This window comes from Nocardioides sp. SYSU D00065 (genome assembly GCF_017916425.1).
Lineage (GTDB): Bacteria > Actinomycetota > Actinomycetes > Propionibacteriales > Nocardioidaceae > Nocardioides.
Map to the genome: position 1 here is coordinate 200,616 of NZ_JAFMSX010000003.1, position 19,406 is coordinate 220,021.

General features: G+C 73.2%; 16 protein-coding genes. 12 read left to right on the forward strand and 4 right to left on the reverse strand.

Annotated features, from left to right (window positions below):
• Window positions 1-67 precede the first annotated feature (67 nt).
• Entirely contained in the window at window positions 68-682 is a 615-nt protein-coding gene (locus J3P41_RS14435; protein ID WP_210651061.1) for a GNAT family N-acetyltransferase, read from the forward strand.
• 139 nt (window positions 683-821) lie between these two features.
• Window positions 822-2,954 carry an ATP-dependent DNA helicase RecQ gene (locus J3P41_RS14440; protein ID WP_210651062.1) on the forward strand — a complete coding sequence of 711 codons (2,133 nt, stop codon included), beginning with the start codon at window positions 822-824 and terminating at the stop codon, window positions 2,952-2,954.
• Between the two features lie 97 nt (window positions 2,955-3,051).
• On the opposite strand, the gene J3P41_RS14445 is transcribed toward J3P41_RS14440, so the two are convergent.
• Window positions 3,052-4,623: a DHA2 family efflux MFS transporter permease subunit gene (locus J3P41_RS14445; protein WP_307862008.1), complete on the reverse strand. Its 1,572-nt coding sequence runs from the start codon at window positions 4,621-4,623 to the stop codon at window positions 3,052-3,054.
• A gap of 188 nt (window positions 4,624-4,811) precedes the next feature.
• Here J3P41_RS14445 and J3P41_RS14450 point away from each other — a divergent pair, with 188 nt between their 5' ends.
• Together J3P41_RS14450 and J3P41_RS14455 are read left to right on the forward strand one after the other, a co-directional pair.
• Entirely contained in the window at window positions 4,812-7,514 is a 2,703-nt protein-coding gene (locus tag J3P41_RS14450; RefSeq protein ID WP_210651063.1) for a DEAD/DEAH box helicase, read from the forward strand.
• Window positions 7,511-8,191, forward strand: a complete 681-nt coding sequence (locus J3P41_RS14455; protein ID WP_210651064.1) for an SWIM zinc finger family protein — start codon at window positions 7,511-7,513, stop codon at window positions 8,189-8,191. Before J3P41_RS14450 ends, J3P41_RS14455 begins: the two co-directional genes overlap by 4 nt.
• 29 nt (window positions 8,192-8,220) lie before the next feature.
• Here the strand turns inward: J3P41_RS14455 and J3P41_RS14460 are convergent, their stop codons facing one another.
• Window positions 8,221-8,736, reverse strand: coding sequence for a ferritin (locus J3P41_RS14460; RefSeq protein WP_210651065.1), 516 nt, complete (start codon window positions 8,734-8,736; stop codon window positions 8,221-8,223).
• A 39-nt stretch (window positions 8,737-8,775) separates the two neighbouring features.
• Window positions 8,776-9,330, reverse strand: a complete 555-nt coding sequence (locus J3P41_RS14465; RefSeq protein ID WP_210651066.1) for a TetR/AcrR family transcriptional regulator — start codon at window positions 9,328-9,330, stop codon at window positions 8,776-8,778.
• 106 nt (window positions 9,331-9,436) lie between these two features.
• Between J3P41_RS14465 and J3P41_RS14470 the strand changes: the two genes are divergently transcribed.
• The 6 genes from J3P41_RS14470 to J3P41_RS14495 all read left to right on the forward strand — a co-directional run bounded on the left by J3P41_RS14470 (window position 9,437) and on the right by J3P41_RS14495 (window position 17,386).
• Window positions 9,437-10,972, forward strand: a complete 1,536-nt coding sequence (locus J3P41_RS14470) for a carboxyl transferase domain-containing protein (protein ID WP_210651263.1) — start codon at window positions 9,437-9,439, stop codon at window positions 10,970-10,972.
• A 5-nt stretch (window positions 10,973-10,977) separates the two neighbouring features.
• On the forward strand, window positions 10,978-12,897 hold the full coding sequence (locus tag J3P41_RS14475) for a biotin carboxylase N-terminal domain-containing protein (RefSeq protein WP_210651067.1): 1,920 nt from the start codon (window positions 10,978-10,980) through the stop codon (window positions 12,895-12,897).
• Window positions 12,890-13,825: a hydroxymethylglutaryl-CoA lyase gene (locus J3P41_RS14480; protein WP_210651068.1), complete on the forward strand. Its 936-nt coding sequence runs from the start codon at window positions 12,890-12,892 to the stop codon at window positions 13,823-13,825. Before J3P41_RS14475 ends, J3P41_RS14480 begins: the two co-directional genes overlap by 8 nt.
• Window positions 13,826-13,977: 152 nt before the next feature.
• Window positions 13,978-15,063, forward strand: a complete 1,086-nt coding sequence (locus J3P41_RS14485; protein ID WP_210651069.1) for a hypothetical protein — start codon at window positions 13,978-13,980, stop codon at window positions 15,061-15,063.
• Window positions 15,060-16,187 carry a hypothetical protein gene (locus tag J3P41_RS14490; RefSeq protein ID WP_210651070.1) on the forward strand — a complete coding sequence of 376 codons (1,128 nt, stop codon included), beginning with the start codon at window positions 15,060-15,062 and terminating at the stop codon, window positions 16,185-16,187. Before J3P41_RS14485 ends, J3P41_RS14490 begins: the two co-directional genes overlap by 4 nt.
• Window positions 16,184-17,386: a hypothetical protein gene (locus J3P41_RS14495; protein WP_210651071.1), complete on the forward strand. Its 1,203-nt coding sequence runs from the start codon at window positions 16,184-16,186 to the stop codon at window positions 17,384-17,386. Before J3P41_RS14490 ends, J3P41_RS14495 begins: the two co-directional genes overlap by 4 nt.
• 14 nt (window positions 17,387-17,400) lie before the next feature.
• Here J3P41_RS14495 and J3P41_RS14500 read toward each other — a convergent pair whose 3' ends face one another.
• Window positions 17,401-18,078 (reverse strand): EcsC family protein, encoded by a 678-nt coding sequence (locus tag J3P41_RS14500; protein ID WP_210651072.1) that lies wholly within the window; start codon window positions 18,076-18,078, stop codon window positions 17,401-17,403.
• A gap of 78 nt (window positions 18,079-18,156) precedes the next feature.
• On the opposite strand from J3P41_RS14500, the gene aat reads away from it, so the two are divergent.
• Together aat and J3P41_RS14510 are read left to right on the forward strand one after the other, a co-directional pair.
• Entirely contained in the window at window positions 18,157-18,843 is a 687-nt protein-coding gene (gene aat / locus J3P41_RS14505; protein ID WP_307862009.1) for a leucyl/phenylalanyl-tRNA--protein transferase, read from the forward strand.
• A gap of 74 nt (window positions 18,844-18,917) precedes the next feature.
• Entirely contained in the window at window positions 18,918-19,406 is a 489-nt protein-coding gene (locus tag J3P41_RS14510; protein ID WP_210651073.1) for a hypothetical protein, read from the forward strand.

Below are 19,406 nucleotides of genomic sequence, written 5' to 3' on the forward strand. Positions count from 1 at the left end.
CGCAAGACCCGGGCGGGAGTGTGCGGGTCCCCGGCGAGGGTCGCCGGGGACAGCGAGGAAGGCCCCCATGAGCACCGACGCCATCGACACCACCGCAACCACCCCGATGACCGCCGTGGCCCCGCCCGCGACGCGCACCGACGACACGGTCGCTGCCTGGCTGCCGACCGACTGGGTGCACCCGCTGCGGGTCCAGGTGGACGGCGGGCACCACCTGCGCCCGATCCGCGCGAGCGACGTCGACATCGACCTGCCCGCGGTGAACGGCTCGCGCGAGCGACTGTGGTCCATCTACGGCCGGGCCTGGGGGTGGCCGCCGGAGGGGATGACCCGCGAGGCGGACTTCGCCGACCTGGCTCGGCACGAGGCCGAGATCGAGGCGCACGAGTCGTTCAACTACGCCCTGCTCGACACCGCCGAGACCCGACTGCTCGGTTGCGTCTACGTCGACCCGCCGGAGAAGGTCGGTGCCGACGCGGAGATCTCGTGGTGGGTCGTCGACGAGCTGGTCGGCAGCCCCCTCGAGGCTGCACTCGACGCGCTCGTACCGCACTGGATCGCGGCCGAGTGGCCGCTGCGCCGCCCGCGCTACGTCGGCCGCGACCTCAGCTGGGACGACTGGCTGGCCCTCCCCGACCTGCCCGCCGACGCCACCCGGACGGGGGAGCCGCGCCAGGACTGAGGCGGCGGACCCCTCGATCCAGCCACCCCGCGAGCACGCCGGCCGCACACCGGGCGGCAGTCGACCTCGACCGGTGCCTGGCCCGCCCCGCCCGCTGACCTCCGGCGCGGACGTCGGTGGCGGTTGGTAGACAGGTCCCATGACCACCGCCACCGACGACGTACGCCTCTCCGCCCGCGAGGCCGCCGAGCGGCACCTGCGGGCGCTGGTCGGTCGCGACGATGCGCAGCTCCGCGAGGACCAGTGGGCCGCGATCGAGGCCCTCGCGGTCGACCGGCGACGCGCGCTGGTCGTGCAGCGCACCGGCTGGGGCAAGTCGGCGGTCTACTTCGTGGCCACCAAGCTGCTGCGCGAACAGGGGGCGGGCCCGACGGTGATCGTCAGCCCGCTGCTGGCGCTGATGCGCAACCAGATCGCCGCCGCGGAGCGAGCCGGCATCCGCGCGGTCACCATCAACTCCACCAACATCGACCAGTGGCAGCCGATCCACGACCAGATCCACGCCGGCGAGGTCGACGTCCTGCTGGTGAGCCCGGAGCGGCTCAACAACCCCGGGTTCCGCGACGAGGTGCTGCCCCGGCTGGCCGCGACCTGCGGCCTGCTGGTCGTGGACGAGGCCCACTGCATCTCCGACTGGGGCCACGACTTCCGACCCGACTACCGCCGCCTGCGCACCCTGCTCGCCGAGCTGCCCGCCGGCATCCCGGTGCTCGCGACCACCGCGACCGCCAACGCGCGGGTCACCGCCGACGTCGCCGAGCAGCTGGGCGTGCACGCCGACAAGACGGCCGACTCCGCCGTGCTCGTCCAGCGCGGCACCCTCGACCGCGAGTCGCTGCGCCTCGGTGTCGTCCAGCTCACGACCCCCGAGCAGCGGCTCGCCTGGCTCGCCGACCACCTCGCCGAGCAACCCGGCTCCGGCATCGTCTACTGCCTCACCGTCGCCGCGACCCAGGAGGTCGCCGGCTACCTGCGCGAGCGCGGGCTCGAGGTCGCGGCGTACTCCGGGCAGACCGAGGCCGACGAGCGGCACGCGCTCGAGCAGGCGCTGGTCGAGGGCCGGGTCAAGGCGCTGATCGCCACCAGCGCCCTCGGCATGGGCTTCGACGCCAGCCTCGGCTTCGTGATCAACCTCGGTGCGCCGTCCTCGCCCGTCGCCTACTACCAGCAGGTCGGCCGCGCCGGCCGCGGCACCGACGACGCCACCGTCGTCCTGCTGCCCCAGATCGAGGACCGCGACATCTGGGCCTACTTCGCCTCCCTCGGCTTCCCGCGCGAGGAGCAGGTGCGCGAGACGCTGGCGGCACTCGCCGAGTCCGACCGGCCGATGTCGACCGCCACTCTCGAGACCCGGGTCGAGCTCGGCCGCAACCGGCTGGAGTCGATGCTCAAGGTGCTCGACGTCGACGGTGCCGTCCAGCGCGTGCAGGGCGGCTGGGTGGCGACCGGCCGGCCGTGGGCCTACGACGCCGAGCGCTACGCCCGGGTGGCCGAGGCGCGCGAGCGCGAGCAGCAGGCCATGCTGGGCTACCTCCGAACGACCGAGTGCCGGATGCGCTACCTGCGCGAGCAGCTCGACGATCCCGACGCCGCCGACTGCGGCCGCTGCGACAACTGCGGCGGGCTCGCCCTCTCCACCGCGATGAGCGAGACCGCCGTCGCCGAGGCCGGGCAGCGTCTGGCCCGGCCCGGGGTCGTGCTCGAGCCGCGTCGCATGTGGCCCACCGCGCTGGCCAACCTCGGCCTCGACCTCAAGGGCAAGATCGCCGACGGCGCCGAGCCGGGCCGCGCGGTCGCGCGGCTGACGGACCTCGGCCACGGTCAGGCGCTGCGCACGCTCTTCCGCGAGGACACGCCCGACGGGCCCGTGCCGCCGGGGCTCGCGCAGGCCGTGATGGAGGTGATGAAGGACTGGTCGCCCGAGTGGTCCTCGCGGCCCGACGCCGTCGTGGTCGTCGAGTCCGCCACCCGGCCCACGCTCACCCGCGACCTCGCCGAGGGACTGTCCCGCGTGATGCAGATCCCGATCGTCGGCACGTGGGCGATCCGCGACGACACCATCCCGCCGCGGGCCGGTCAGTCCAACTCCGCCCAGCGCGTCGCCGCCGTACGTCGCCGAGGCGGGCTCGCCGCCGACGTGCCTCCCGGCGCGACGGTGCTCCTCGTCGACGACCAGGTCGCGACGGGCTGGACGCTCACGGTCGCCGCCTCGGCGATCCGAGCGGCGGGCGCGAGCGCCGTACTGCCCCTGGTCCTGGCGACCCAGGGCTGAGCCGGTCCGGCCCGGCGCTCGATCGTCCGGCCGGCAGCGGAACGCACAGCGGCCCGCCCCCGGCGAGGGGACGGGCCGTCGTGGTGCTGCGCGCGGGTCAGTGACCCATCATCGCGGTCGGGTCGACCGGCGCCAGCTTCTTGCGGGGCAGGAACGCCGCCGGGATGAGGCAGCAGGCGACCAGGACCGTGGCGACGATGAAGACCGTGGCGAAGGCGTCGGCCATGTCGCTAGTGATCAGCTGCTGGAGGTTGCCCATCTCGTCCGGGGTGATCCCGAACCGCTCGAGGACCGCCGCGACCTGGGACTGGTCGTCGCCGGCCTCGGCCAGTGCCTGGCCGGCCGCGGCGAACTTCGAGTCCTTGAGCTCGTTGGTGAGGATCACCGAGAACAGCGCGGTGCCGATCGAGGCCGCGACCTGCTGGGTGATGTTGAGCAGCGTCGAGCCGCGGGCCACGTTGTGCGCGGTGAGCGTCGCGAGCGCCGCCGTCATGATCGGCATCATCGTGCCGCCCATGCCGAGGCCCATGATGAACAGCGCACCGAGGATGTAGACGTAGGACGTGTCGGCGCCGATCTGGGTGAACATCGCCATGCCGACGGTGATCACCGCGATGCCCACGAGCACGATCTTCCCGGGGCCGATCTTGTCGGCGAGGATGCCGGCGATCGGCATGGTGATCATCGCGCCGACGCCCTGCGGGGCCAGCAGCCAGCCGGTGAAGAGGGTGCCCTCGCCGCGGACCTGGATGAAGTACAGCGGGAAGAGCAGCGAGGCACCGAAGAACGCGATCGCGAAGAGGGTCATCGCCAAGATCGCGACCGTCATGTTCTTGTTCTTGAACAGGCGCAGCTCCACGAGCGGGTGGATGTTGCGCCGGGCGAGGGCCCACGGCACGAAGGCGACGATCAGCGCGAGGCCGACGACCACCGGGACGAGCACGCGGGCGGCCATCGCGGTGCCCTCCTCCGGGATGGAGCTCACGCCGTAGAGGAACGCGGCGAGGCCGGGGGACAGCAGGACCATGCCCAGCCAGTCGAAGGTCTCCGACGGCTCGACCTCGTCCTTGGGCAGCACGACCCAGGCGTAGGCGATCGCGGCGATGCCGATGGGCAGGTTGATGAGGAAGATCCAGTGCCACGACGCGCTCTCGATCAGCGCTCCGCCGATGATCGGGCCGAAGATCGGCCCGAGCAGCATCGGGATCCCGAGGACGGCCATCACGCGGCCGACGCGCTCCGGGCCCGCGGCGCGAGTGAGGATCGTCATGCCGAGCGGCATCAGCATGCCGCCGCCGAGGCCCTGCAGCACGCGGAACAGCACGAGCATCTCCAGCGACGTGGCCACGGCGCAGAGCACCGAGCCGATCGTGAACAGGAGCACGGCGAGCAGGTAGAGCCGCTTGGTGCCGAACCGGTCGGCGGCCCACCCGGTCAGCGGGATGACGCTGGCCAGGGCGAGCGTGTAGCCCGTCATCGTCCACGCGACCTCGGCCGCGGTCGCGTCGAACTCCTCCTGGAAGGTGTTGAGCGCAACGGAGACGACGGTGATGTCGAGGATCGACATGATGGCGCCGAGGACGACCACGCCGGCCACCATCAGGACGCTCTTGTCGAGCTTGTCGGAGTCCGGCTGCGTCGCGCCGGTCGGGGTCTGGGTGTCGGTCACGCGTCAACGGTATTGGTTGCGACTGACAACGACGCAATTCTTTTCGCGGTGGTCTGCATCACCCTCACGGGTGGAAAGCGATGCGTACGGTGGCCTGGTCCGTCCGAGGAGGCGGCCCCGTACGATCGGGAACTCGACGTCGGTGCCAGGCGTTAGCGTCCTGTCGCACGTCGTCGAAAGGTGCCCGCATGAGCCTGGTCCCGGTCACCGGTCCCGCCCGGCTGCTGGTGGGGGAGCCGCCCCGGGAGAGCTCGATCGAGTTCACCGACGAGCGCCGCACGATCGTGATGCCGATCCGCGGCGCGCTCCCGGTGCTGGGCAAGGTGCGCGACCAGGACGGCATCCACCCCTCGCTCGCGCTGCTCGCCGGGGCGGCCCTGATGGGGTTGCAGCTGGTGGCCTCGGGGCGGTTCGCACCCGACCCGGAGGGCCGTCACTGGCAGGTCGCGGGCCTCGACGCCGACGACGAGCGGCGCATCGCCGACCTGGCGAGGGCCCGGGCGTGGGACGGCTTCGACGAGGCCACCGCCGAGCACATGGTGCGGGGGCTGCTCGACGCGGTCGTCGACACCATGCCGCGCACGAGTCCGGGTCGCTCTCGTCGCAGCCCGCTCACACCGGTGTCCCGGCCCGCGCCGGCGCCGAGCCCCGACGACTTCAGCGACCGGCTGCAACAGCGCATCGCCCGCATTCGGGCGCGCGGGCGCGACGACCGCCCGCACCTGGTGTCGGTCTCGTTCCGCATCGAGGCCGACGAGGAGGAGCTCGTCGCCGGTGCCGTACGTCTGGTGGTGCAGGTGCATGCCGTGGACAACCCCGCCCACGTCGCCGACGCGGCTGAGCTGTGGGCCGATGCCGGGCCGGACGCCCCGCACGGCTTCGGGGAGCGCGCCCGCACGCACGCCGCCATCGCCCTCCGCTCCGCCGCCGACGCGTGGCCGGTGCTCGACCGCCTGCTCGACCTGCGCGTCCCCGACGAGATCACCCTCGACTCCGACGAGATCCTGTCGCTGCTCGACGGGGGCGCCGCCGCACTGACCGAGGCCGGCCACCCGGTCATGTGGCCGAAGTACCTCGACCGCGACGTCACCCAGCGCGTCGAGCTCGGCCCGCAGCGGGTGGCGGGCGCGCGCGAGGAGCCGCTGCAGGACGGACTCTTCGGTCCGCAGGCCCTGTTCGCCTTCGAGTGGCAGCTCTCCCTCCACGGCGAGGAGCTGACCGAGGACGAGATGGACGCGCTGGCCCGCACGACCACCCCGATCATCAAGCTGCGCGACAACTGGGTGGCGGTCGACTCGGCGGTGATCAAGCGGGCTCGCAAGCGGTTGATCCGCACGGTCACGCCGGTGCAGGCACTGGCCGCCACGCTCACCGGTGTCGTCGAGATCGAGGACTCCCCCTACCAGGCGGTCGTCGGGGCGAGCCTGCTCCGGGTGCGCGACCGCGTCCGCGACGCAGCGTCGGGCGAGCCCGTCGAGGTGCCGGCCGGGCTGCGGGCCGACCTGCGCGACTACCAGCGCCGCGGCCTGACCTGGCTGGCCGAGCTGACCGGCCTGGGCCTGGGCGGCTGCCTGGCCGACGACATGGGGCTGGGCAAGACGGTCACGCTGATCGCGCTGCACCTGCACCGCGCCGAGACCGGCACCGGTGGTCCGACGCTCGTGGTCTGTCCCGCGTCGCTGCTCGGCAACTGGGAGGCGGAGATCCGCCGCTTCGCACCGGGCGTCGACGTACGCCGTCACCACGGCAGCGCGCGCGACCTGGACCAGGTGACGGGCGGGTTAGTGCTCACGACCTACGGCACGATGCGCAACGACGCTGCGCTCCTGGCGGAGGTGCCGTGGGACCTCGTCGTCGCCGACGAGGCCCAGCACATCAAGAACTCGCGATCAGCCGCGGCCCGGTCGCTGCGCACCATCTCGAGCACCGCACGCGTGGCGCTCACCGGCACCCCCGTCGAGAACGACCTCACCGAGCTGTGGTCGATCCTGGACTGGACGATCCCCGGGCTGCTCGGCAGCCGCAACGCCTTCCGCAAGGTGTGGGCGGCGCCCATCGAGTCGGGGCTGGAGCCCACCAAGGCGCGACAGTTCGCCGACCTGATCGGGCCGTTCCTGCTGCGTCGGCGCAAGTCGGACCCCGGTGTCGCCCCGGAGCTGCCGCCGAAGACCGAGACCGACCACCTCCTCGGGTTGACCCGCGAGCAGACCGTGCTCTACGAGACGCTGGTGCGCGAGTCCATGCGCCGCATCGAGGAGGCCGACGAGGAGACGCGGCGCGGCCTGGTGCTGGCGCTGCTGACGGGCCTCAAGCAGATCTGCAACCACCCGGCCCACTTCCTGCGCCAGCCCAACCCCAAGTTGCGCGGGCGCTCGGAGAAGCTCGAGCTGCTCGACGAGCTCATCGGCACCGTCGTCGCCGAGGACGGCGCGGTCCTCGTGTTCACCCAGTACGTCGCGATGGCGCGGCTGCTCGAGCGCCACCTCGGCACCACCGGCGTGCCGCACCAGCTGCTCCACGGCGGCACCCCGGTCCGGGAGCGGGATGCGATGGTCGCGCGCTTCCAGGCGGGCGAGATCCCGGTCTTCCTGCTCTCGCTCAAGGCCGGTGGCACCGGGCTCAACCTCACTCGCGCCGACCACGTCGTGCACCTCGACCGCTGGTGGAACCCGGCCGTGGAGGACCAGGCCACCGACCGCGCCTACCGGATCGGGCAGACCCGGCCGGTGCAGGTGCACCGCTTCGTCACCCAGGGGACCATCGAGGAGCGGATCGCCGAGCTGCTGTCCCGCAAGCGGTCGCTGGCCGACTCGGTCCTCGCGCGCGGCGAGACCGCCCTGACCGAGCTCTCCGACGCCGAGCTGCGCGACCTGGTGGAGCTGCGTCGATGACCGCCCTGACCCATCCCCGCCTGCCCGCTCGTCGCGGCGGGGGCGCTGGCACGTGGTGGAGCAAGGCCGTGCTCCGAGCGGTCGAGGAGGCCGCGTTCAGCGCGGAGGACCTGCGTAAGGGACGGGCCCTGGCCCGTGCGGGCGCGGTGGGCTCGATCACCGTCGCGGAGGGCGACGCGGTCGCCGCCGTCACCGACGGGCAGGACGCGTTCACCGTCGAGGTCACCGTCCCGGTCCTCGACGACTCCGACGCGTCCGCATTCACCGAGCTCGTGGCAGCAGAGGCGGGGCGCATCGGTGCGCTGCTGGCCGGCCAGCTGCCGCACGCCCTCGTGGAGTCCGTCGAGGAGGCCGGCGTCGAGCTGCTGCCCTACGGCGGCGAGCTCGGCTCGGCCTGCACCTGCGAGGCGTGGCTGGATCCGTGCCCGCACGCTCTCGCCGTGCTCACCCAGCTGGCGTGGCTCATCCAGGCCGATCCCTTCGTGCTCACCCACCTGCGGGGGCTTCCCCGCGAGCGCGTGCTGCGCGACCTGCACCGGCTCGCCCCGCCGCAGGACGCGGTCACCGCCGAGGACGAGCCGGCGCCGGAGGTGGTCGACGATCTCGTGGTGGCCGAGGACGCGGCCGTGCGCGCGGCGCGGCTGCTGCAGCGGGACTCGCCCTTCGACGCGTGGTGACCCGGCCTCGGTGACGTCGTGCGGCGTGGTCAGCGGGTTTCGGCGGGTGCGGGCGCCGGACGAAGTCCCAGCTCCTCGTCGAGGCGCAGCAGGCCGGGCCCGTCCTCGTTGATCATCTTCACGCGGCCGACGATCTCGCTCACCGTCGCCTCCTCCTCGATCTGCTCCTCGAGGAACCAGTTGAGCAGCGGACGGGAGTCGAGGTCGCCCTCGGACTCGGCGAGGCGGTAGAGGTTGCGGATCGACTCCGACACCTTCTGCTCGTGCGCCAGTGCGGCCTGGAAGGCGTCGAGCACCGAGCCCACCTGCGCCGCGGGCGCCGCCACCGCGCCGATGCGCGGGTGGTTGTCGCGGTCCGACACGTGGTCGATGAACTTGTGCGCGTGCAGGATCTCCTCGTCGGCCTGGTGGCGGAACCACGTGGAGATGCCGGAGAGGTCCATCAGCTCGAGCTCGATGGCGAGCTGGCGGTAGACCAGCGAGGCCTGGAACTCCAGGGTGATCTGGGCGTTGAAGGCGTCCTCGAGGGTCTCGCTCAGCTTCATGGCGCTCAGCCTAGCCGCGGGCGGGCCGCGTCCGGGCCGTCAGCGGTCGAGGCCCAGGGCGCCGTGCGCCATCTCGCGCAGCACCTCGTGCAGCTGGGGGTCGGGCAGCCGGCCGCTGTGCGGCGTGGAGTTGAGCAGGCCGAACAGCACGTGGGCCCGCGTCCGCGAGGCCTCCGTGCTCAGCCGCGGGTCGAGGCGGCGTACCTCGGTGGCCCACACGTCGACGTACGCCCGCTGCAGCGCCCGCACCCGCTCGCGCGCCTCGTCCGGCAGGCTGCTCCAGTCGCGGTTGTGCACGACGATCAAGGCGCGGTGGTCGATCGCGAACCGGATGTGCCACTCGACGAGCGCCTCGAGCGCCTCGCGAGGTCCCTCGGCGTCGGCCACGCGGGTGCGGCCCTCGGCCAGCAGGGTCTCGCTGATCGTCACCAGCATCTCGGCGAGCATCGCGTCCTTGGACTCGAAGTGCTTGTAGAGGGCCGGCCCGGAGATGCCGCAGGCCGATCCGAGCTCGGCGACCGAGACGCCGTGGAACCCGCGGGCGGCGAAGAGCCCGGCTGCGATGTCGAGGATCTGCTGTCGACGAGGGGTCACCAGGTCGAGGTTAGTGGTGGCTAACCATGCGCGGTCCCGGCCGACGTACGGCGGACGACGATGGACACCTCAGGTTAACGATCGCTAACCTGGCGTCGTGGACGACATGAGGGATCTCGTCGAGGACCTGCGCGCCCGCCTGGCCCGGGTGCGCCAGGGCGGGTCGGAGAACGCCCGCCGCAAGCACACCGACCGCGGCAAGCTGCTGGTGCGCGACCGGGTGGACCGGCTGCTCGACCCGGGCAGCCCGTTCCTCGAGCTGGCGCCGCTGGCGGCCTTCGGGATGTACGGCGCGGACGGCGACGACTACGCGGTTCCCTCCGCCGGCGTGGTCAGCGGGATCGGCCGGGTGGCCGGGCGCGAGTGCGTCGTGGTGGCCAACGACGCCACCGTCAAGGGCGGGACCTACTACCCGATGACGGTCAAGAAGCACCTCCGGGCACAGACGATCGCCGGCGAGAACCGACTGCCGTGCATCTACCTGGTCGACTCCGGGGGCGCCTTCCTGCCCATGCAGGACGAGGTGTTCCCCGACCGTGAGCACTTCGGCCGCATCTTCTACAACCAGGCCAACCTGTCCGCCCGGGGCATCCCGCAGATCGCCAGCGTGATGGGCTCGTGCACCGCCGGCGGCGCCTACGTGCCGGCGATGTCGGACGAGACCGTCATCGTGCGCAACCAGGGCACGATCTTCCTCGGTGGCCCGCCACTGGTGAAGGCGGCGACCGGCGAGGTCGTCTCGGCGGAGGACCTCGGCGGCGGCGAGGTGCACGCGCGCACCTCCGGGGTCGTGGACCACCTCGCCGAGGACGACGCCCACGCTCTGGCGATCGTCCGCTCGATCGTCGACACCCTGCCGCCGGTCCGGCCCGACCGCGAGGCCGCCGACGTGGAGGAGCCGCACGAGCCGCCGGAGTCGCTCTACGACGTCGTGCCCACCGACACGCGCACCCCCTACGACGTCCGCGAGGTCGTCCGGCGCGTCGTCGACGGCAGCCGGTTCCACGAGTTCAAGAAGCTCTACGGCGACACGCTGGTGTGCGGCTTCGCGCGGATCCACGGCTACGAGGTCGGCATCGTGGCCAACAACGGCATCCTGTTCAGCGAGTCGGCGCTCAAGGGCGCGCACTTCATCGAGCTGTGCAACCAGCGCAAGATCCCGCTGGTCTTCCTGCAGAACATCAGCGGCTTCATGGTCGGGCGCGAGTACGAGAACAAGGGCATCGCCCGCGACGGCGCCAAGCTCGTCACCGCGGTGGCGTGCAGCGTGGTGCCCAAGTTCACCGTCGTCATCGGCGGCTCGTTCGGCGCCGGCAACTACGGCATGTGCGGCCGCGCCTACGACCCCCGCTTCCTCTGGATGTGGCCCAACGCTCGGATCTCGGTGATGGGCGGCGAGCAGGCCGCCGGCGTCCTCGCCACCGTGCGCACCGACCTCGAGGACGAGGCGGCGGTCGAGGCGTTCAAGGCGCCGATCCGGGAGCAGTACGAGACCCAGGGCAACCCCTACTACGCCACCGCTCGCCTCTGGGACGACGGCATCATCGACCCCGCCGACACCCGCCGGGTCCTCGGCATGGCGCTGGCCGCGACGTCGTACGTCCCGGTCCCCGAGCCGTCCTACGGCATCTTCAGGATGTGATGACCATGCTGGAGTCGACCATGCGCGTCCTCGTCGCCAACCGCGGCGAGATCGCGGTCCGCGTCGCTCGGACCTGCCGCCGGCTCGGCCTGCCGACCGTGGCGGTCTACACCGACACCGACGCCGACGCGCCGCACGTGCGGGCGTGCGACGCGGCGGGGCGCGTCGCGTCGTACCTCGACGTCGACGAGGTGGTGCGCGAGGCCAGGCGGCACGGCTGCTGGGCGGTCCACCCCGGCTACGGGTTCCTCTCCGAGCGGGCACCGTTCGCCCGCGCGCTGGCCGAGGCCGGCCTCGTCCTCGTCGGCCCGAGCGCCGACGTGATGGACGCGATGGGCCGCAAGGACGCCGCCCGCGAGATCGCCGTCGCGGCCGGCGTGCCGGTCGTGCCGTCGTACTCCCTCGACGACGACCCGGCCACGTACTCCTACCCCGTGCTGGTCAAGGCCGCCGCCGGCGGAGGCGGCAAGGGCATGCGGGTGGTGCGCTCCGCGGCGGAGTACGCCGAGGCGTTCGCCGCCGCGCAGCGCGAGGCTCGCGCCGCGTTCGGGGACGACACGATCCTGGTGGAGAAGTACGTCGAGTCCGGCCGGCACGTCGAGGTGCAGGTCATGGGCGACATGCACGGCCAGGTGGTGCACCTCTTCGAGCGCGACTGCTCCACGCAGCGGCGGCACCAGAAGGTGCTGGAGGAGGCGCCCGCGCCGACCATCACCGAGGAGCAGCGCGCCGCGATCACCGCGTCGGCGGTCGCCCTCGCCGAGCAGTGCGGCTACACCGGCGCCGGCACCGTCGAGTTCCTGCTCGACGACGCGACCGGCGAGTTCTACTTCCTGGAGATGAACACCCGCCTGCAGGTCGAGCACCCCGTCACCGAGGAGGTCGTCCGCGTGCGGGGCGAGCGGGTCGACCTCGTCGAGCTGCAGCTGCGCGTCGCCGCCGGGGAGCCGCTCGGCTTCACGCAGGACGACGTCACCCTCGAGGGGCACGCCATCGAGGCCCGCGTCTACGCCGAGGACTCGTTCAACGGCTTCCTCCCGCAGGCCGGTCGTACGTCGATCGTGCGGTGGCCGTCCGGCACCGGAGTCCGCGTCGACCACGCGCTCGAGCCCGAGCAGGAGGTCAGCACCGCCTACGACCCGATGTTGGGCAAGGTGATCGCGTGGGGTGCGGACCGCGAGTCCGCGCGCGCCGCTCTCGTCGCCGCCCTCGACGACACCGCGGTCCTCGGCATCACCACCAACACCGGGTTCCTGCGTGCGCTGGCCGCCTCCGACGAGTTCCGTGACGCGACGATCGACACCGCCTGGCTGGACCGCCACGAGGTCCGGGCACCCGACGACGGGCTCGCGCGCGTCTTCGGCGCGTGGACCGAGGTGCTGCTCGAGACCATGGGCACGAGCGGGCCGTGGCGGGCCGACGGCTGGCGGATGGGCGGCGACCCGGCACCCGACACGGTCGTCCTGGGCGACGACGCCATCGTGGTCGACCGCCATCGCGGACGGGTGGCCAGCGGCGGGCGGACCCACGACGTACGGCTCGTGTCGGCGGCCGACCACACCGTCCACCTGCTCGTCGACGGCGTCGCCGAGCACGCCGTGCTCAACGTCCGGCGCGACGTCGTGGAGGTCGTCCACCGCGGCCAGCGCTGGTCGTGGGAGCGACCCGACCCGTTCGGCGACCACGCCGCCGCGGCCGGCGACGGCACCCTGCTGGCGCCGATGCCCGGGACCGTGCTCGCCGTCACCGTCGCCGAGGGTCAGCACGTGGGCGAGGGTGAGACGCTGGGCGTGATGGAGGCGATGAAGATGGAGCTCGCGCTCAAGGCGCCGTTCGCCGGCACGGTGAGCGCGGTGGGCGCCGCTGCGGGCGACCTGGTCACGCTCGGCGCGACGCTGTTCGTGGTGGAGGCCGACGATGCGTGACCGCGAGCTCCCGATGACCGTCCGCGCCGACGGCCTGCCCGCGCGCGTCACGATCTACGAGGTCGGCCCGCGTGACGGCCTGCAGAACGAGCAAACGGTCGTCCCGGTCGGGGTCAAGGCCGAGTTCGTACGCCGCCTCGTGTCCGCCGGTCTGCCCGTCGTGGAGGCGACCAGCTTCGTGCACCCGCGGTGGGTGCCGCAGCTCGCCGACGCCGCCGAGCTGATGGCAGAGCTGGGCGAGGCGGGCCGTCGCCTCCCCGTGCTGGTGCCCAACGAGCGCGGCCTCGACCGGGCGCTCGAGCTGGGGCTCGAGCACATCGCGATCTTCGGCAGCGCCACCGAGACCTTCGCCAGCAAGAACCTCAACCGCACCTTCGACGAGCAGTTCGCGATGTTCGAGCCGACGGTGGCGCGGGCGCGCGAGGCGGGGATGGACGTGCGGGCCTACGTCTCGATGTGCTTCGGCGACCCCTGGGAGGGCGCCGTGCCGATCGAGCAGGTCGTCACCGCCGGCACCCGGCTGCTCGACCTCGGGGCCAGCGAGCTCAGCCTCGGCGACACCATCGGCGTCGCCACCGCGGCGCACGTGCAGGCCCTCGTGGCGGCGTTCGCCGCGGCGGGCGTGGGCCCCGACCGGCTCGCGATGCACTTCCACGACACCTACGGCCAGGCGCTCGCCAACACCTACGCCGCCCTGCAGGCCGGCGTCACCACCTTCGACGCCAGCGCCGGCGGCCTGGGTGGCTGCCCCTACGCGAAGTCCGCGACCGGCAACCTCGCCACCGAGGACCTGGTCTGGATGCTCACCGGGCTGGGCATCGACCACGGCGTCGACCTCGACGCCGTCGTCGCCACCAGCTCGTGGATGGCCGGCCACCTCGGCCGCCCGAGCCCCAGCGCCGTCGTACGCGCCCTGAGCGGGGGGTGAGGGGGCGGTTGGGATCCCCGGCTAGCCGGGGAAACTGGAGCCTCACCCCCGAAGTTTCGGCCGGTAACCTCGGGTTTCCCCGGCTAGCCGGGGATCGCAACATCGCCGCCCGCCCCCGCCCGCAACGCGCAGCGACTGGCACAATCAAGGCCATGAGCCGCGTCGTCCACCTGCACATCGGCGCCCCCAAGACCGGGACGACCTACCTCCAGGACCGGCTCCTGCTCAACGCGTCGTCGTTGGCCCGGCACGGCGTCACCATCCCGGCGCCGCGGTCCGGCCGCTCGGACATGTTCCACTTCCGCGCCGCCCTCGACCTGCTGGAGCAGGACTGGGGCGGCGCCCCCGGGCACGCCAAGGGCGCCTGGGACGCGATGGTCAAGCGGGTTCGGCGCGCCGAGGGCAACGTGGTGATCAGCCACGAGATCCTCGCCGGCGCGAAGCCCGACAAGATCGCCAAGGCGATGAACGACCTGGCCGGCCACGAGGTGCACGTCGTCTACTCCGCGCGCGACCTCGGCCGCCAGCTGCCGGCCGCCTGGCAGGAGTCGATCAAGCAGGGGCGCAAGTGGCCCTTCCGGCGCTTCCTCACCAAGGTCGAGCGCGGCCAGACGTGGTTCTTCCACGCCATGGACCTGCCGCGGGTGCTGTCGCAGTGGGGCGCCAAGCTGCCGCCCGAGCGCGTGCACATCGTCACCGTCCCCCACGACCGCGGCCCCAACGGCGACGAGCTGTGGCTGCGCTTCTGCCGCGCCTTCGGCATCGACCCGCTCTGGGCGCCGCTCGACTCCGAGCGCGACAACCGCTCCCTCGGCATCGCCGAGACCTCCCTGCTGCGCAAGCTCAACCGTCGCCTCGAGCTCGGCGTGTGGCGCGAGCCGTCGTACGACGCGCTCATCCGCGAGCTGCTCGCGCAGGAGGTGCTCGTCTCCCGCAAGGCCATCCCGGTGCGGCTGCCTCCCGACCGCTACGACTTCGCCGAGGAGCGCGCGGAGCTGTGGATCGACTGGATCAAGGGCAGCGGCGTCGACGTCATCGGCGACGTCGAGGACCTGCGCCCGCGCCGGCCCCCGGCCGACGAGGAGTGGCGCAATCCCGACCGGGTGCGCGCCAAGCTCGAGCTGGGTGCGGCGCTCGACGCGCTGACGGTGATGACCCAGGAGGCCGCCAACCGCGCGTCCGCCGACTCGGTGAGCGGGCTGCTGCGCGACACCGCTCGTCGGCTGCGCGACCGTTGAGCGCGGACCGCGCTGCCGCCGCGCGCGCATGGGTCGCGCACCTGCGCGAGGGCGGTACGACGCCCTGGCTGGCGTGGACCGCGGGCGAGGACCGCGGCCAGGCGACGCCCGGACCGCTGCCGGGCGCCCAGCAGCTCGAGCTGCTGCGCCGGGTCAACCTCCGGGTCCTGGCCTCCACCGCAGCTCCCGCGCAGCGGCGCACGCTCGCCGACCGGGTGCTGGCCGCGCCGGCGGCCGGGCGGGGCAAGGCCGACCTGCCGCTGGTCGGCGTGTCCGCCTCGGACTTCGGTCCCCGGCCGGTCGACCCCGCGACGGTCGGCGCGCACGAGCTGCTCCGGGTGGCCAGCGTGCTGCTGGCCGACGACCTCGTCGCGCTCGGCCCCGACCCCGTGCCCACCGCCTGGCCGCGACCCTGGCGCCGCAGGTACCGGCTGGTCGGCGACCCGGTGCTCGCCACCGGGCTGCGCGAGCACCTGCGCGCCCACGGACGCCCCGAGGGTGGGAGGCGGCCCGTCCTGGTCGCGCTCGCCGCGCCGCTCGACGAGCTCCTCGCCCGCACCTGGACCCAGCGGTGCTTCGAGACCGGCACCCGGCCGTGGCCCGAGTGGCTGCGGTTCTGGCGCGAGCGCGACCAGCTGCCCGCCCGAGCCGACCTGGCCGCGTCGGTGCGCCGCTGGCACGCGCGTCGTCCGTTCGTCCGCATCGTCACCGATCCGGACCGGCTGCCGCGCCAGCTCGGCGTACGCCACCTCCCGCAGGTGCGCGTCCCCGGCGCCGACCAGGCCGAGCTGGCTCGGCGGGTGGCGGCCGTCGTCGGCATCCGGGTCCCGGCCGCCGAGCGTCCCGCGCTGATGCGCACGCTGCAGCGGCGGATCCCCGGCAGCGGCGCCGCGCCCGTCGGCGTACCCGATGCCGAGCAGGCGTGGGTGGCCGCGTCCGCCGCCCGTACGACGCGCGAGCTGACCCGCGCTGGCTACCCTGTCGTCGGCGACCTCGCCGACCTGGCGCCGGCGCGAGCGGGCGCCACGCGCGGGGTGGCCGACGACGAGCGGGTGCTGGACCTGGCGATCCGGATGCTCGTCGATCCGAGCTGGCGGCACACGGACAGGCAGGTGGAGCGGTGAGCAGGCAGGTGCTGCTGCACGTGGGCTGCCCCAAGACGGGCACGTCGTACCTCCAGGACGTGCTGTTCCGCAACCAGCCGGTGCTGCGCGAGCACGGCGTCCTCTATCCGGCCGACCGCTTCGACGCGCACTTCCTGGCCGCGCTCGACCTGATGACGCTGCCGTGGGGCGGGCTGGAGACGGAGGCCGTCGGCGCCTGGGACCGGCTCGCCGCCGAGGTGCGGGCGTGGGACGGCACGGCGATCATCAGTCACGAGATCTTCGCCCGCGCGACCCCGGGCCAGGTGGCACGCGCGCTGGCCTCGCTCGGCGACGCCGAGGTGCACCTCGTCCTGTCGGTGCGCGACCTGGTGCGCCAGATCCCGGCCGAGTGGCAGGAGAACGTCAAGCACCGCAGCCACGTCACCTACGCGGCCTTCCTGCGGACCATCCGCGACCCCGCGCGCGAGTCGAAGATCGGCTCGTGGTTCTGGGCGGTGCAGGAGATCCCCGACATCCTCGACCGCTGGGCCGCCTCGCTGCCGCCCGAGCGTGTGCACCTCGTGACCGTGCCGCCGTCCGGGTCGGACCGCGGCGAGCTGTGGCGCCGCTTCTCCCGCACCTTCGGCCTCGACGACCTGCCCCTGGACCTGACGGCGGAGCGCGAGAACCCCTCGCTCGGGGTCCCGGAGACGTCGCTGCTGCGCACCATCAACCAGCGGGTGACCTCGGTCCTGGCGCCGCCGGACTACCGGCCGCTGGTCCGCGAGGTGCTCGCCCACCAGACGCTCTCCCGTGGCGTCGCCTCCGCGCGGCTGGGGCTCGCGCCGGCCGACCACGCGTGGGCGCAGGAGCTCTCGCGCAGCTGGGTCGCCGTGCTGGCCGAGCGCGGCTACGACGTGGCCGGCTCCCTGGACGACCTCCTCGGGCCCGAGCCCGGCGCCTTCGCCGACCCCGACACCGCGACGGCCGACGAGCTGCTGCCGCCCGCGCTCGACGCGATCAGCGCCTTGCTGGTCGAGGCCGCCCGGCTGCGCGCCGTCGAGGAGCGGCTGCACGGCGAGCTCCGCGAGGCGCACGAGGAGCGCGACCGGGCCCGCCTGACGACGTCGCACCGGCTGCGGCGGAGAGTGGTCACCACGCTGGAGGACAGCGCCGCCGGCCGCGGGACGCTCGCCGCCTACCGGCGCCTCAGGGGGCGTCCGCGCCCAGCGGCGTAGCGCCCGGGCTCGCCTCAGCGCTTGCGCGGCAGCAGCTCGCGGTCGGCGTACCGACCGATCTTCCACGTCGCGTAGCCGTCGGCGCTCGCGCCGACGACGCCGCCGACCACCGGGACCCGGCGACCGATGGTGGTCGCGAGCCGCTTGCCGGCCACGCGGGCGATGATGTCGGTGGCCACGACCGCGGCGATGGTGTCGTCGAGCCGCGGGTCGTGAGCGGGTGCCGTGGCCAGCGCCATCGGGGTGGTGGGCAGCTTCTTCTTCTTGACCAGGTCGTTGACCTGCTCCTCGCCCAGCAGCAGGGCCAGGATCGCGTTGCGCACGCGCGGGTCGGCGAGGTCGTGCCCGCGCAGGTGCGCGATCGCGGCCACCATGCGGCACTGCAGGAGCGCCAGGCCCGTGACGTTCGCCGGGATGGTGACCGCCATGGTGATCAGGCCGCCGATGTTGGTGGCGAAGCCCTGGGCGCCGGCGATGCGCACGTGGTTCTCGATGACCTCGTGGATGGCGCGGTCCACGTCGCCGCGCTGCTCCTGCAGCTGCTTGTCGGCGGCCACCGCCGCGGGTACCAACGGTCCCACACCGGCGATCGCGCGGTTGAGCGCCTCGCGCACGAAGCCGTTGGTGAGTCCGGGTGCGAGCTGGGTGATCCTCGGCGCGAGCTGGCGTCCTGCGGTCTGCTTCAGGCCCATGCCCCGATCGTACGGTCGGGACGGGAGCCGGGTGGACGGACGCTGCCCGGTCCGTGCGCGACTCGCTAGCGTGACGTCGTGCCCATCGTCCCCGCTCCGACGCCGTGGGCCTTTCCGCACCACTCGACGTGGGACCCCGATGACGACCTCGTCGCGCTCGGGGCCGACCTCGAGCCGGGCACCCTCGTCACCGCCTACGCGCTGGGCCTGTTCCCGATGCCGGTGACGCTGGACGGCGACGACCACCTCGGCTGGTTCTCGCCGGTGGAGCGGGGCGTGCTGCCGCTGGACGGGATGCGCGTCTCCCGATCGCTGCGCCGCTCGGCCCGCGACTTCGAGATCCGGGTCGACACGGCCTTCGACGAGGTGGTCGCCGAGTGCGGCGACCCCGAGCGCCCCGACGGCTGGATCACCGACAGCTTCCGCGACGCCTACGCCCGCCTGCACCGGCTCGGCTGGGCCCACTCGGTCGAGACGTGGCGCGACGGCCGGCTGGTGGGCGGGCTCTACGGCGTGAGCATCGGCGGGCTGTTCGCGGGGGAGTCGATGTTCCACCGCGAGCGCGACGCCTCGAAGGTGGCCCTGCTCGCGCTCGTGGACCTGATGCGCGACGACCACGCCGACCGCCGGCTGCTCGACGTGCAGTGGCAGACGCCCCACCTGGCCTCGCTGGGGGTCGTACGCCGACCGCGCGCGGAGTACCTCGAAGCGCTCGAGGGCTGCCTCGACGTCCCGGCGCCCGCGGCCCTGCGAATGGACGTCTGAGGACCGCTCGCGTCAGGCTGTGCCCAGTTGATCTGCACACGACGCGTCCGCGTGTCCCACCGAAGGGGGAAACCATGACCATCCGTACTCGCCTGACCCTGACCAGCGCGGCCCTGCTCGTCGGGGCGCTCACCTCGGCCTGCGGCGGCGGGGCTGCCGACGGCGCGCCGACGGATGCGAGCAAGGACGCGTTCTGCAAGGCGCAGTCGAGCCTGTTCACCGAGCTCGACATCGACTTCACCAACCCCGACGCCGAGCTGCCCACCGAGAAGGACATGGCCGATGCCATGCACTCCTGGGCCGACGAGCTCGAGGAGGTCGGCACGCCGGAGAACATCCCCGACGACGCCCGGGACGGCTTCGAGGAGACGGTGAAGGCCGCCAGCGACATCTCGGCCGAGGACCTGGAGTCGCCGGACCTCGAGGCCCTGGAGAACGACCTGTCCGAGGAGGCGCAGAAGAGCATGGAGTCCTTCTCGACCTACGTCACCGACACGTGCGGGTCGATGTTCGGCGACGTCGAGATGCCCGAGATGCCGGAGGTCCCCGGAAGCACCGAGTGA